The sequence below is a fragment of the Candidatus Thiodictyon syntrophicum genome, from assembly GCF_002813775.1.
Lineage (GTDB): Bacteria > Pseudomonadota > Gammaproteobacteria > Chromatiales > Chromatiaceae > Thiodictyon > Thiodictyon syntrophicum.
In genome coordinates, this window is the sequence record NZ_CP020370.1 from 6,805,326 (window position 1) to 6,818,381 (window position 13,056).

The window sequence follows — 13,056 nt, forward strand, 5'->3', positions numbered from 1 at the left end:
GGCGCAAAGCGCCGAGGGCATAAGTTAGGGCGACCGGGAAGGAGCCCTAACTGGTCTTCATCTTGCGCAGCCGCTCGATCGCCCGTAACTGGGCGATGGCCTCGGCCAGTTCGGACTGGGCCTTGGCGTATTCGAATTCGGCGGCGTGACCGGCGAGTGCGTCTTCCGCCTTGCGCTTGGCCTCCATTGCCGCCGCCTCGTCCAGGTTCTGGGCGCGGATGGCGGTGTCGGCGAGGATGGTCACGGCCATGGGCTGGACCTCGATCATGCCGCCGGAGACATAGAAGTGCTCCTGCTCGCCGTTCTCCTTCTGCACCCGGACATCACCCGGGCGCAGCCGGCTGATGAAGGCGGTGTGGCGGGGCGCGATACCGACCTCGCCCATCTCCGCGGTCGCGAAGACCATGGTCGCGAGCCCGGAGTGGATGGCCCCCTCGGCGCTCACGATGTCCACATGGATGGTCATAGCCATAGCTTAACCCTCAATTGCTAGGCGGCCATCTTCTCGCCCTTGGCGACGGCCTCCTCGATCCCGCCGACCATATAGAAGGCCTGCTCGGGGAGGTGGTCGTATTCGCCGTTGACGATGGCCTTGAAGTCCCGGATGGTATCCGCGACGGGGACGAACTTGCCCGGGGCGCCGGTGAAGACCTCGGCGACGGTGAAGGGCTGGGACAGGAAGCGCTGGATCTTGCGGGCGCGCGAGACCGCGAGCTTGTCGTCCTCGGAGAGTTCGTCCATGCCCAGGATGGCAATGATGTCCTTCAACTCCTTGTAGCGCTGCAGGGTGCCCTGGACGGCGCGGGCCGTGTCATAGTGGTCGGCGCCGACGACATTGGGGTCGAGGATACGGCTGGTGGAGTCGAGCGGGTCCACGGCCGGATAGATCCCGAGTTCCGCGATCTGGCGCGACAGCACCAGGGTCGCGTCCAGATGCGCGAAGGTGGTCGCCGGGGACGGATCGGTCAAATCGTCCGCGGGCACGTAGACGGCCTGGAAGGAGGTGATGGACCCGGTCCTGGTGGAGGTGATGCGCTCCTGCAGGGTGCCCATCTCCGAGGCCAGGGTCGGCTGATAGCCCACCGCGGAGGGCATACGGCCGAGCAATGCGGAGACCTCGGTTCCCGCCAGGGTGTAGCGGTAGATGTTGTCCACGAAGAGCAGCACGTCGCGGCCCTCCTCGCGGAAATACTCGGCCATGGTGAGCCCCGTCAGGGCGACACGCAGGCGGTTGCCCGGGGGCTCGTTCATCTGGCCATAGACCAGGGCGACCTTATCGAGTACGTTCGACTCCTTCATCTCGTGATAGAAGTCGTTGCCCTCGCGGGTACGCTCGCCGACGCCGGCAAACACCGAGAAGCCGCCGTGGGCCTTGGCTATATTATTGATAAGCTCCATCAGGGTGACGGTCTTGCCGACGCCGGCACCGCCGAACAGACCGACCTTGCCGCCCTTGACGATGGGCATGATCAGGTCGATGACCTTGATGCCGGTCTCCAGGATCTCGGTCGAGGCCGCCTGATCCTCCAGCTTCGGCGCCTCCCGGTGGATACCCCAGCGCTCATCGGTCCCGATCGGGCCCAGTTCATCAATGGGCTTACCGAGTACGTCCATGATGCGACCCAGGGTCGCCTGCCCGACCGGAACGCTGATCGGTGCGCCGGTCGCGGTGACCGGGACGCCGCGCTGCAGACCGTCGGTCGAGCCCATGGCGATGGTGCGGGCCACCCCGTCGCCGAGTTGTTGCTGGACCTCCAGCGTCAGGTCCATGGACTCGATGATGAGTGCGTCGTAGACCTTGGGCATGTCCGTGCGGGGGAACTGCACGTCCACCACCGCGCCGATGACCTGCACTACGTTACCAGAGCTCATATTCTATTCCTCGTTCTCGCCTGGGCAGGCGTCTGGAGATGCGTTCTGAAGCGGGGTTCTCAATCGCAGTGCCCGGCTAGACCGCCGCCGCGCCGCCCACGATCTCTGAAATTTCTTGGGTGATCGCCGCCTGGCGGGCCTTGTTGTAGATCAACTGCAACTCGCCGATCAGTTCGCCCGCGTTGTCGGAGGCGGACTTCATGGCCACCATGCGGGCCGCCTGCTCACAGGCACCGTTCTCCACCACGCCCTGGTAGACCAGGGCCTCGATGTAGCGGGTCAGGAGCGAATCGAGTACCGTCTTGGCGTCGGGTTCGTAGATATAGTCCCAGTGCAGCGGCATGATCGCCTGCTCGCCCGGCACCAGCGGCACCAGTTGGCGAATCACCGGCCGCTGCGTCATGGTGTTCACGAACTCGTTGCTCGCGACATAGAGCGCATCGATCTCTTTGGCCTCGAAGGCGTCGAGCATCACCTTGACGGTGCCGATCAGGCTCTCGATGTGCGGCTTGTCCCCCAGGTGGGTGGCCTGCCCCAACACCTTGCCGCCGAAGCGCCGGAAGAAGGCCAGCGCCTTGCTGCCGATGGTACAGAAGACGGGCTCGATGCCGGCCGTATGCAGCGTCTTGACCTCGGCGATCAGCTTACGGAACAGATTGCTGTTCAGGCCGCCGCACAGGCCGCGGTCCGAGGAGATGATGATATAGCCGACCCGTTTGCGACTGCGCTCCACGGCCATGAAGGAGTGCCGATACTCGGGGGTGGCGCGGGCCAGGTGGCTGATGACCGACAGCATCTTTTGGGCGTAGGGCTTGGATGCGGACATACGCTCCTGGGCCCTGCGCATCTTGGACGCCGCGACCATCTGCATGGCCTTGGTAATCTTCTGCGTGCTCTTGATGCTCGCGATCTTGGTGCGGACTTCTTTGGCGCCAGCCATTTAATAAGCTCCCAGCCTCCAGCGGCCAGCCACCGGCTTGGTCGGCGGCGACTGCGGCGTGAATCGGGTCATGCAGAGAGACCGCGCCGCCCGGGCCGACCCCGCGCGGGGCCGACCACCGGCGGCTGGTGCACTACCACGTGTTGTTGGCCTTGAACGCCTTGATCGAGGCATGCATTGCGGCCTGGATCTCGTCGTTGTAGTCGCCGGTGGTGTTGATCCGCTCCAGCAGATCCGCCTGCGCGGTCTTCATGTAGGACTGCATGGCGCGCTCGAAGTCCACGACCTTCTTCACGTCCACGTCGTCCAGATAGCCCTCGTTGGCGGCGAAGAGCGAGATGGCCATCTGCGCCACGCTCATCGGCGAATACTGCACCTGCTTCATCAACTCGGTGACCCGCTCACCGCGCTGGAGCTGCTTGCGGGTGGCCTCGTCGAGGTCTGACGCAAACTGGGAGAAGGCAGCCAGTTCGCGGAATTGCGCCAATGCCAACCGGATACCGCCGCCAAGCTTCTTGATGATCTTGGTCTGGGCGGCACCGCCGACGCGCGACACCGAGAGGCCGGCGTTGATGGCCGGGCGGATACCGGCATTGAAGAGATCGGTCTCCAGGAAGATCTGGCCGTCCGTGATGGAGATGACGTTGGTCGGCACGAAGGCGGAGACGTCACCGGCCTGGGTCTCGATGATGGGCAGCGCGGTCAGCGAACCGGTCCGGCCCTTCACTGCGCCCTTGGTCTGTTCCTCCACATAGTGCGCATTGACGCGGGCGGCGCGCTCGAGCAGGCGTGAATGCAGATAGAAGACGTCACCGGGATAGGCCTCACGGCCGGGCGGGCGGCGCAGCAGCAGCGAGACCTGGCGATAGGCCCAGGCCTGCTTGGTCAGATCGTCGTAAACGATCAGGGCATCCTCACCGCGATCACGGAAGTACTCGCCCATGGTGGCGCCCGCATAGGGGGCGATGTACTGCATGGCCGCGGACTCGGCCGCGGCGGCCGCGACGATGATGGTGTGCTCCATCGCGCCGAATTCTTCCAGCTTGCGCACCAGGGTGGCGATAGAAGAGTTCTTCTGCCCCACCGCGACATAGATGCACTTAACGCCGGTGCCCTTCTGGTTGATGATCGTATCGATCGCGACCGCGGTCTTACCGGTCTGGCGGTCACCGATGATCAACTCGCGCTGACCACGGCCGATCGGGACCATGGCGTCGATGGCCTTGAGCCCGGTCTGCACCGGTTGGTCCACCGACTTGCGGGCGATGACGCCGGGGGCTACCTTCTCGATGGGGGCGGTGCCGACCGCATCGATCGGGCCCTTGCCGTCGATCGGATTGCCGAGCGAGTCCACGACGCGCCCGAGCAGGCCGGGGCCGATTGGGACCTCGAGCACACGGCCGGTGCAGCGAACCCAGTCGCCCTCGCTCAGATGGGTGTAGGGCCCCAGGATGACCGCGCCCACCGAGTCGCGCTCCAGGTTCAGCGCCAGCCCGAAGGTGGCCTGACCGGAACTGTCCGGGGGGAACTCCAGCATCTCGTAATATTTGGCGTCCGACAGGCCGTGCACGCGCACGATACCGTCCGTGATGCTGACGATGGTGCCTTCGGTACGGGCCTCCGTCTTCAGGTCGAACTGTTCGATCTTCTGTTTGATGAGATCGCTGATTTCGGAAGGGTTCAGTTGCATGGCAGTATCCTGTTCACAATGGGCCCGTTCAGAACTGGAGGGCGTGCGCGAGTTGCTTGAGCTTGCCGCGGACCGAGTCGTCGATCACCAGGTCCCCGGCACGGATCTCGACACCACCGATGAGGTCGGGGTCGAGTTCCACGGTCAGTTGGACCTGGGCACCGAAGCGGCGCGCCAGTGACTGGGCCAGGGCCTGTTCCTGGGCGGCATCGACCGGGAAGGCGCTGCGGACCAGAACCTCGCGCACCCCGGCGCTCGCGACCCGCCGCTCCTCATAGAGGGTGACGATCTCGGGCAAGGCGACCAAGCGGCCGTTTTCCGCCAACAGGCGCACCAGGCTGACCAGGGGCTTCGGCAGTGAATCCCCCGCGACGCTCAGGATCATGTTTTCCACCTGGTCCCGCGCAAGCTCCGGATTGCCGATCTGGGCGGCCATCTGCGGATCGGTGGCGATTGCGGCAAGCACACCCAGCGACTCCGTCCAGGCGTCGACCTGACCGGACTCCTGGGCCGCCGTGAAGACGGCCTCGGCATAGGGCCGGGCGATGGTTGTGAGTTCTCCGGCCATAGTGTGCCCTTAAATCTGTCTGGCGAAGTCGTCGATGATGGACTGGTGGGCGCGCGCGTCGATTTCCTTCTTCAGGATCTTCTCGGCGGCGGCGATCGCCAGGGTGGCGACCTGTTGGCGCAACTCCTCGCGGGCCCGATTGGTCTCGTGCTCGATCTCCGCCTGGGCGGATACGATCAGGCGCTGACCCTCGCCGCGGGCGTCGGTCTTGGCCTCTTCGACGATCTCGCTGGCGCGCTTATTGGCCTGCCCCAGGATATCGGCCGCCTGGGCCTTGGCCTCTTTCAGGGTCTCCAGGGCGCGTTGCTCACCCAGGGCCTTCTCCTGGTGACCACGCTCGGCGGCGGCCAGTCCCTCGGCGATCTTGGCCTTGCGGTCCTGGAGCGCCTTCATGATCGGCGACCAGACGAAGGTCATGGTGAACCAGACGAAGACCCCGAAGGAGATCATCTGGCCAATGAGTGTCAGATTGAAGTTCATCTACTTGCCTCGGGTTGCCTCGGGGTGCCTCGAGTCTGCTGGGCGACCGGTCACATGCGGGCACCTGGTCCCTAAAGCCTGATCCGTGATCAGGCGGCGAACATCAGGTACAGGCCCATGGCGATCGCGATGACCGGCAGGGCGTCGACGAGACCCATGACGATGAAGAATTGAGTTCGCAGCATCGGGATCAGCTCGGGCTGACGGGCCGCACCTTCCAGGAACCGGCCGCCCAGGACACCGATGCCGACGCCCGCGCCGACCGCACCCAGGCCGAGCATGAGGCCCGCGCCGATGAATCTGATTGCAGCTGCGAACAAAACAGCACTGTTAGCGTCCATTAGTTCCTCCGGTTTCGGGGTTGGTGGTTTGAGAATGAGTGGAAGCGATGGTCAACACCGGTGGCGACGGCCACCGGCGTCGGCGGAATCAGTGATGGGTCTGATGGGCCATGTCCAGATAGACGACGGTCAGCACCATGAAGATGAAGGCTTGCAGGGTGATGATCAGGATGTGGAATACCGCCCACACGAACTGCAGGCCGCCGGCGGACACCGCCATCACCGTGCCGCCGCTGTACATCAGCGCGATCAGGATGAAGATCATTTCACCGGCGTACATGTTGCCGAACAGACGCAGGGCGAGCGAGACCGGCTTGGACAGCAGACTGATGCCTTCCAGGATGATATTGGCCGGCATGCCCCAGACACCGAAGGGCTGCAGCGTCAACTCACCGAGGAAGCCGCCGACGCCCTTCATCTTGACACTGTAATAGAGGACGGTGAAGAAGACCATCAGCGCCATGGCAAAGGTCGTGTTCGGGTCCGCGGTCGGGACCACCCGCAGGAAGACATGGTGCGGATTGGCCCCGAACAGGCTCCAGAACTGACCCCACAGCCAGGGGAGCAGGTCCACCGGCAGCAGGTCCATGGCGTTCATCAGGAAGACCCAGACAAAGATGGTCAGGGCCAGGGGCGCGACCATGGGGTTCTTGCCGCTGAAGGAACCGCGGACGTTCTCGTCGATCAAGTCGACGATGGCCTCGACAAAATTCTGGGCGCCGTCCGGTACACCGGCGGTGGCGCGTTCGGCGACCTTACGGAAGAAACTGAAGACCAGCCATCCCAGAAGGATGGAGAAAAACATGGTGTCGATGTTGAGCGCCCAAAAGCCCATCTCGGCCGCCTCCTTGGCGCTGTGGGCAAAGCCGAACCCATGCTCCGGGTGCACGCCCAGGGTCAGTTGGGTGAGATGGTGCTGGATGTAGGCTTGCGAAGTGAGCGTTTCAGCGGTCGACATCGGTCATCTCTCAATTCTCGTCGTGACGGTTCTTGCCGTGGTCGCCCGATTGGGTGTCCCACTGTGCTGCAATCAGCGTGGATGCGACCTGGGTGACCAGATAGGCAGCCAGCAGGGCCGGAATATTCAGTCCATCGAGGGTGACGAAGGCCACGACGAAGAGACCGATGATCAACGCCAACTTCGCCGCTTCGGCGCGGTACAGTCGCAGCAGCAGCCGCTCGGGATGCTGCGCCCGGTACTGCCGAAAAACCGAGGCCGCGAACAAGCCGTTAGCCAGCAGACACACGCCTGACCCGATCAGGACTGAAACCACCGCCGAATTGCCGAAAGGCAGGGCGATGACCGTCGCTAAGGAGGCAAGGAGTGCTTGAACTTGCAGGACCCGTTGGGCGAGCAGGGTGTGCGCCTATTGCATTGCGATGGGATTATTCCGTGGAAATCCCCAGTGCCGAACCGGCAGTATAAGGGTTCCCCAAAAGGCGGTCAACGCGCTCGGGGGCTTTTGAGGCTATGGTAAATCTGATTCTGATTATTGCGTGACGCGGCCAGGCCGACGGGTTGCCAAGACCCGTGTTAGGAGCGGGCTTGCAACCCGCCCCTACGTGATGTGGGCCAGGATGCCGTCGAGTTCGTCCAGGCTGTTGTAGGCGATGACCAACTTGCCGGCCCCGCGCGCGCCCTGCTGGATCTCCACGCGCGCGCCGAGCCGTTCGGCCAGCGAGTCCTGGAGCCCCCGGACGTTGGGGTCTGGCTCCACCTTGGCGACGGGCTCGGGCTGCGGCTCCCCGGCCTGTTGGAGCCGGCGCACCAGCCGCTCGGTCTCGCGCACCGAGAGGCCGCCGCCGACCACCTGCTTCGCGGCAGCGCTCTGCTGCGGTCCTTTAAGGCCGAGCAGGGCGCGGGCGTGGCCCATCTCGAGCTGGGACTGCTCCACGCAAGCCTTCACGTCCGGATTCAGCTCCAGGAGCCGCAACAGGTTGGTGACGGTGGTCCGGGACTTGCCGACGGCCTCGGCGATCTGCTGGTGGGTGAGCTGAAACTCGCTCAGGAGGCGCTCCAGGGCACCGGCCTCCTCCAGCGGGTTCAGGTCCGCCCGCTGGATGTTCTCGATCAACCCGATAGCCACGGCGGTGGGCTCGTCCACCTCGCGGACGACGACCGGGATCTCCTTGAGACCGGCCTGTTGGGAGGCGCGCCACCGGCGCTCCCCGGCGATGATCTCGTAGCGATCACCCTCGAGCGGCCGGACCACGATCGGCTGGATCACGCCCTGCACGGCAATGGAGTCCGCCAGTTCACGCAGGGCGTCGGGGTCGAAGTCCCGGCGCGGTTGATAGCGCCCGCGCGCGATCCGCTCCAGCGGCAGGTGGGTGATGCGTTCCGTCGGCGCCGCCGCCGGACCCCCGACGCCGGTCTGATCGGGCGCGGGCAGGGGCGGGCGGGTCGCCCCGAGCAGGGCGTCGAGTCCGCGGCCAAGTCCGCGCTTCTTGGGTGCCGAGGTCGGTGATTCGTCCATGGCAGGGGGGCTCAGGTCGGGGGATGGTTCAAAGGACACGATCAGGCCGCCAGGCGCCGCTTGTCTTGCCGGCGCAGCACCTCGCTCGCCAGGGCGAGATAGGACACCGCCCCCTTGGAGATCGGGTCGTACATCAGCACCGGCAGGCCGTGACTGGGGGCCTCCGCCAGGCGCACGTTGCGCGGGATGATGGTGCGATAGACCTGCTCCGAGAAATGGACGACGAGTTGGGTGGAGACCTGGTTGGCCAGGTTGTTGCGCGGATCATGCATGGTGCGCAGGATGCCCTCGATCTGCAAGCCGCTGTTGCGGCTCGCGCGCACCTGATCGATGGTATCGATCAGGGAAGACAGCCCCTCGAGGGCATAGTACTCGCACTGGATCGGGATCAGCACCCCGTCGGCAGCGACCAGGGCGTTGAGCGTCAGCATGTTGAGCGACGGCGGGCAGTCGATGATCACCAGCTCGTAGTGCGCCGCCCCCGCAGCCAGGACGCGCGCCAGTCGCCGCTCCCGGTCGGGGGCATTCATCAGGCCCACCTCGGCGGCGGTCAGGTCCCCGTTGGCCGGCAGCAGATCGAAGCCGGGGGCGGGCTCCGCGACCCGCCGCAGACACTCGGCGAAGGGCACGTCGGACAACAGCACGTCGCAACTGGACTGCTCGATGTCGTGCTTGTCGACCCCGCAGCCCATGGTCGCGTTGCCCTGGGGGTCCAGGTCGACCAGCAGCACGCGGCGTTTCATGGAGGCCAGGGAGGCGGCGAGATTAACAGCGGTCGTCGTCTTGCCGACCCCACCCTTCTGGTTGGCAACGGCGATGATTCGGCCCATGGCAGGTTCACTCACAGCGGATCTCGATCAGGTGGCGTTCGCCTTCCAGGAAGGGCACGAACAGCTTGTGCACGGCCACGTCGAGGTCGCGCAGCGCCGGGTCTTGAAGTTCGTCCTGCGGGTAGCGGCCTTTCATGACCAGCAAGCGCCCCGGGCGTTCGAGCAGGGGGGCCGCCGCGGCCTGGATCTGCGCGATCGTGGCCACGGCGCGACTCACTATGGTACTGAACTTTCGCCCCGGCCGGTACGCCTCAATGCGTTCGTGCACCGGCACGACCTGCGTGAGCCCGAGTTCCAGCACCACCTGTCGCACGAAGCGGACCTTTTTGCCGTTGCCGTCGAGCAGCCAGTAGTGGCGGTCGGGGTCGCAAACGGCGAGCGGCAGCCCCGGCAGACCGGCGCCGGTGCCCAGGTCCAGCACCGACTCGCCGTACAGGTAGGGCAGGATCACGAGGCTGTCGAGCAGGTGGCGCGGCACCATCTCGCCGGGATCGCGCACGGCGGTCAGGTTGTAGGCACGGTTCCAGCGGGTCAGGAGCGCCAGGAAGCCCAGCAGCCGCTCGATCTGCCCGGGGGCAAGCGCGAGCCCCAAGGCGGCGGCGCCGCTGACCAGAGTCGCCGCGGCCGGACCCCCGGGGTCCATCGGGTCGGAGGTCATCGCCATCTCCTCTTAGGGTCAGCGAAGACCCTCTCGCAAAGACACAAAAACGCAAAGGGAGGAAGAATCGGTCGAACTCCTGAAAATGACACGGGCGCCTCGCCGACGTTCAGCCGGACGGGTCGCAGGCGCTTGCGATTCTGAATCGCTTCGCGCTCCCGAGGCAACAGGCCAATGCCTCACCAACCATACGACGGAACGGCGACTCGAGGGCAGCCGGGGGGCGCCCGAGGACGCCCCCCCCCCCCGCGACGCCCCGGATAACGAGGGGCCGAACAATCACGCGAAGCACGCGGCGGGCGTGACGGTCGCTATTGCGGCGGCACCTGCGGTCCGGCCGCCGCCCGCTTCTCGGCCGCCGCCTTCAATTGCGGCAGCAGGTCGTAGAGCGGCGGGTTGTTGGGAGCGAAGTCCCCTTGGAGTCGCGGTGGGTATTTCACGAGTTCCCTGAGGTATTGCTGCAGCGTGGCCTGGATCTCCGTCATCATCGGTAGATGGCGCACCCCGCTGCCCGCGTCCTCCTGCGGGTCGGTATAGAGATTGACCGTCACGGCGCCGCCGGTACTGGTGGCGATGGGGCCGGTGAAGCCGCCGTTGTAGCCCCGCGGGAAAAACCCGTTCTCCAACTCTGCGGTCAGGATGTACTTGAACTCGTCGATGCGCAGGGCCGCGAGATACCCGAGCAGGAAATAGGGCCGGCTGCGGCGGGCTGACTCACCCTGGTCCGCGAGCAGCAGCCCGGTCTGGTCGATGCCGTCGATATAGGTCGTCTTGGGCACGAAGTCGGCGACCTGGGCCCCGGGCTTGCCGGCGAGCGAGATGCCGGTATTGAACAGGTCGGCGAGATCGAAGAGCCCCTCGGAGCGGCGCGGGGCGATCATGCCCTTCCAATAGGCGAAGGTCGGCACCCGCTGGCCGCCCTCCCAGCTCGACCCCTTGCAGCCGCGGAAGGCGGTGCGTCCGGCCGGCGGGACCTCACACTCGGGGCCGTTGTCGGAGGAGAAGAAGACCAGGGTGTTCTCCGCTTGACCGGTCTCCTCCAGGGTCTTGACCAATTCGCCCAGAACGTGGTCCATCTCGACCATGCAGTCGCTATAGACAGTGCGGGCGCGCGAGCGTCCCGCCCACTGGTCCGAGGGGTAGTTGTCGAAGTGGCAGCCGCGGGTGCCATGATAGAGGAAGAAGGGGGCCTTGCTGTCCTTCATCCGGCGGATGAAGGCGACGCTGTAGTCCATCCAGCGGTGGTCGAGGTCCTTAGTATAGTTGAGGTCGATCAGGCGCCCGTCGGTACATTTCGTCTTGTCGGCGGGGGTGCAGTGGAGCTCGTGCTTGTTGAACGGCATCGCCTCCATCATCCGGGTCCGCGCCGGGCTCAGCGCGATCTCGGGATTGAAATAGATGTCGCGCCACTCGGTATACTCGTCGGAGACGGTCAGGAACCCCATGAAGTCATCGTAGCCGACGTTCTGCGGCAGCGAGCCCTGGTTCTCCCCCATGTGCCACTTACCGACGGCCTGGGTGACATACCCGAGTTGCTTGAGCACCATAGGCAGTGTCACCGCGCCCTCCAGGCCACCCGGCATGCCGTACATCGGCGGGGCCAGGAGCCCGTGATGGAGCGGGTTCTGGCCGGTATGGATAGTGGCGCGGGTAGGCGAGCAGGAGGGGGTGGAATAGGCCGAGGTGAGCACCAGTCCCCCGGCGGCCAGCCGGTCCATCGTCGGTGTGTCGTTGCCCACCGCGATGCCGCCGCCGTTGAAGCCCGGGTCCATCCAGCCCACGTCATCGAGCAGGAAGATCAGGATATTGGGCTTCTTGCCGGTCTTCTGCTCCAGGGCCGGGTGCGGCCTTGACATGATGTGCCTTTGAGGAGTATTTCGTAACCTTCTGTGACTAGACGAGAAGGTGCAGTCGTGGCGAAGGTAGTCAGGATCTCGGGTGACGAGGTGACGGTCGAGGTAACGGTGCGGCTCAGCGGTAGCCTGCTGGACATGGAAGGAGCCATCCAGGAGGCCACCAACGCGGTGGGGCGCTGCGCCACCGAGGAGGCGCTGCAGCGTTTCGACACCGACGGCAGTGCGATCCGTGTCGGCGCGATCAAGCTGACCGCGCGCGGGCGCGATCCGAAGGAGTACCAGACGCCTTACGGGCCGGTCGAGGTCGAGCGTTATGTCTACCAAAGCTCGCGCGGCGGGCGGATCTACTGTCCGCTCGAGCACCAGGCGCGGATCGTGCGCGGGGCGACCCCCCGATTCGCCAGTCAACTCAGCCACAAGTATGCGCAGCTCAACGTGCGCGCGGTGCAGACTGACCTTGAGCAGAACCACGGTCGGACGATCGCTACCTCGTATATTCAAAATGTTGCGGAGTGGGTAGGCACCATCGCCACGGCCAAAGAGGAGGACTGGGAGTACGCGATGCCGGCGCTTGAGACGCCCATCGCGACCGTCGTGGTCAGCCTCGACGGCGCCATGATCCCCATGGCCGACAGTGCGGGCTGGCGCGAAGCCATGGTCGGAACCCTCTCGCTTTACGACGGCGAGGGCGAGCGCCAGCACACCATCTACCTCGCTGCGGCACCCGAGTACGGCAAGCAGGAGTTCCGGCAACGCATGGAGCGCGAGATCCAACGCGTCAAGCGGCACCTCCCCGAGGCACTGTACCTGGGCATCGCCGACGGGGCGGCAAGCAACTGGCGGTTCCTCGAGCAACACACCGACCGCCAGTTGATCGATTTTTTCCATGCAACGGAATACGTGGGCAAAATCGCCCAAGCGACCCATCCGCAGCGCCACGCCGAGGGCCCGCGCGCGCAGTGGCAGAGCGCGCACTGCACGACGCTCAAGCACGACCCCGCCGCCCTTGACCTGCTCATCGGCGAGGCCGCGCGCCTGTCGCAGCGGCACACCCTCTCGCAGACGCTGCGCGACGACGTTCTCAGCGCTTGGACCTACTTCACCAACCATCGCCATCAAATGGACTACCCGGGCTTCGTCGCCGCGGGACTGCCGATCGGATCGGGCGTCACCGAGGCCGCCTGCAAGACCTTGGTCAAGCAACGGCTATGTGCCTCCGGGATGCGCTGGAAGAACAAAGGGGCCAAGATTGTGCTCAGCCTACGCGCACTGACGCAGACCACCGGACGATGGGCACAGTTCTGGCAGAAGATCGACCAGTTTGGGGCTGAGTGCTACGGTTAG

Annotated in this window: 14 protein-coding genes; 1 reads left to right on the forward strand and 13 read right to left on the reverse strand. The window is 65.2% G+C overall.

The features are described 5' to 3' along the window. Positions 1–46: 46 nt before the first annotated feature. The 13 genes from THSYN_RS29150 to THSYN_RS29210 all read right to left on the reverse strand — a co-directional run bounded on the left by THSYN_RS29150 (position 47) and on the right by THSYN_RS29210 (position 11,712). Positions 47–472: a F0F1 ATP synthase subunit epsilon gene (locus THSYN_RS29150; RefSeq protein WP_100922209.1), complete on the reverse strand. Its 426-nt coding sequence runs from the start codon at positions 470–472 to the stop codon at positions 47–49. Positions 473–489: 17 nt separating this feature from the next. Next, complete coding sequence (gene atpD / locus THSYN_RS29155) at positions 490–1,872, reverse strand: F0F1 ATP synthase subunit beta (protein ID WP_100922210.1); 1,383 nt, start codon at positions 1,870–1,872, stop codon at positions 490–492. Positions 1,873–1,948: 76 nt separating this feature from the next. Continuing rightward, complete coding sequence (atpG, locus tag THSYN_RS29160) at positions 1,949–2,812, reverse strand: F0F1 ATP synthase subunit gamma (protein ID WP_100922211.1); 864 nt, start codon at positions 2,810–2,812, stop codon at positions 1,949–1,951. A gap of 133 nt (positions 2,813–2,945) precedes the next feature. Continuing rightward, positions 2,946–4,502 (reverse strand): F0F1 ATP synthase subunit alpha, encoded by a 1,557-nt coding sequence (atpA, locus tag THSYN_RS29165; RefSeq protein ID WP_100922212.1) that lies wholly within the window; start codon positions 4,500–4,502, stop codon positions 2,946–2,948. Between the two features lie 28 nt (positions 4,503–4,530). Next, positions 4,531–5,070: a F0F1 ATP synthase subunit delta gene (locus tag THSYN_RS29170; RefSeq protein ID WP_100922213.1), complete on the reverse strand. Its 540-nt coding sequence runs from the start codon at positions 5,068–5,070 to the stop codon at positions 4,531–4,533. A 9-nt stretch (positions 5,071–5,079) separates the two neighbouring features. Beyond that, entirely contained in the window at positions 5,080–5,550 is a 471-nt protein-coding gene (locus tag THSYN_RS29175) for a F0F1 ATP synthase subunit B (RefSeq protein WP_100922214.1), read from the reverse strand. Positions 5,551–5,639: 89 nt separating this feature from the next. After that, positions 5,640–5,891, reverse strand: coding sequence for a F0F1 ATP synthase subunit C (gene atpE, locus THSYN_RS29180; RefSeq protein WP_100922215.1), 252 nt, complete (start codon positions 5,889–5,891; stop codon positions 5,640–5,642). Between the two features lie 88 nt (positions 5,892–5,979). Further along, positions 5,980–6,849 carry a F0F1 ATP synthase subunit A gene (gene atpB / locus THSYN_RS29185; RefSeq protein WP_100922216.1) on the reverse strand — a complete coding sequence of 290 codons (870 nt, stop codon included), beginning with the start codon at positions 6,847–6,849 and terminating at the stop codon, positions 5,980–5,982. 10 nt (positions 6,850–6,859) lie between these two features. Further along, the gene (locus THSYN_RS29190; RefSeq protein ID WP_100922217.1) at positions 6,860–7,249 is read right to left on the reverse strand and encodes an ATP synthase subunit I; all 390 of its coding nucleotides are present in this window, start codon (positions 7,247–7,249) and stop codon (positions 6,860–6,862) included. A gap of 201 nt (positions 7,250–7,450) precedes the next feature. Then, on the reverse strand, positions 7,451–8,368 hold the full coding sequence (locus THSYN_RS29195) for a ParB/RepB/Spo0J family partition protein (protein WP_100922218.1): 918 nt from the start codon (positions 8,366–8,368) through the stop codon (positions 7,451–7,453). A gap of 41 nt (positions 8,369–8,409) precedes the next feature. Then, a complete protein-coding gene (locus tag THSYN_RS29200; protein WP_100922219.1) occupies positions 8,410–9,198 on the reverse strand; it encodes a ParA family protein in 789 nt (262 codons plus the stop codon). 7 nt (positions 9,199–9,205) lie between these two features. Continuing rightward, on the reverse strand, positions 9,206–9,856 hold the full coding sequence (gene rsmG, locus THSYN_RS29205) for a 16S rRNA (guanine(527)-N(7))-methyltransferase RsmG (RefSeq protein WP_100922220.1): 651 nt from the start codon (positions 9,854–9,856) through the stop codon (positions 9,206–9,208). A gap of 311 nt (positions 9,857–10,167) precedes the next feature. Further along, the gene (locus THSYN_RS29210; RefSeq protein WP_100922221.1) at positions 10,168–11,712 is read right to left on the reverse strand and encodes a sulfatase-like hydrolase/transferase; all 1,545 of its coding nucleotides are present in this window, start codon (positions 11,710–11,712) and stop codon (positions 10,168–10,170) included. 57 nt (positions 11,713–11,769) lie between these two features. On the opposite strand from THSYN_RS29210, the gene THSYN_RS29215 reads away from it, so the two are divergent. After that, the gene (locus THSYN_RS29215) at positions 11,770–13,056 is read left to right on the forward strand and encodes an ISKra4 family transposase (RefSeq protein ID WP_100917720.1); all 1,287 of its coding nucleotides are present in this window, start codon (positions 11,770–11,772) and stop codon (positions 13,054–13,056) included.

Excerpts from the sequence above, each read along its gene's own strand:
- THSYN_RS29150 (WP_100922209.1), bottom strand. The coding sequence starts at position 472 with ATGGCTATGACCATCCATGTGGACATCGTGAGCGCCGAGGGGGCCATC.
- atpD (WP_100922210.1), bottom strand. The coding sequence starts at position 1,872 with ATGAGCTCTGGTAACGTAGTGCAGGTCATCGGCGCGGTGGTGGACGTG.
- atpG (WP_100922211.1), bottom strand. The coding sequence starts at position 2,812 with ATGGCTGGCGCCAAAGAAGTCCGCACCAAGATCGCGAGCATCAAGAGC.
- atpA (WP_100922212.1), bottom strand. The coding sequence starts at position 4,502 with ATGCAACTGAACCCTTCCGAAATCAGCGATCTCATCAAACAGAAGATC.
- THSYN_RS29170 (WP_100922213.1), bottom strand. The coding sequence starts at position 5,070 with ATGGCCGGAGAACTCACAACCATCGCCCGGCCCTATGCCGAGGCCGTC.
- THSYN_RS29175 (WP_100922214.1), bottom strand. The coding sequence starts at position 5,550 with ATGAACTTCAATCTGACACTCATTGGCCAGATGATCTCCTTCGGGGTC.
- atpE (WP_100922215.1), bottom strand. The coding sequence starts at position 5,891 with ATGGACGCTAACAGTGCTGTTTTGTTCGCAGCTGCAATCAGATTCATC.
- atpB (WP_100922216.1), bottom strand. The coding sequence starts at position 6,849 with ATGTCGACCGCTGAAACGCTCACTTCGCAAGCCTACATCCAGCACCAT.
- THSYN_RS29195 (WP_100922218.1), bottom strand. The coding sequence starts at position 8,368 with ATGGACGAATCACCGACCTCGGCACCCAAGAAGCGCGGACTTGGCCGC.
- THSYN_RS29200 (WP_100922219.1), bottom strand. The coding sequence starts at position 9,198 with ATGGGCCGAATCATCGCCGTTGCCAACCAGAAGGGTGGGGTCGGCAAG.
- rsmG (WP_100922220.1), bottom strand. The coding sequence starts at position 9,856 with ATGACCTCCGACCCGATGGACCCCGGGGGTCCGGCCGCGGCGACTCTG.
- THSYN_RS29210 (WP_100922221.1), bottom strand. The coding sequence starts at position 11,712 with ATGTCAAGGCCGCACCCGGCCCTGGAGCAGAAGACCGGCAAGAAGCCC.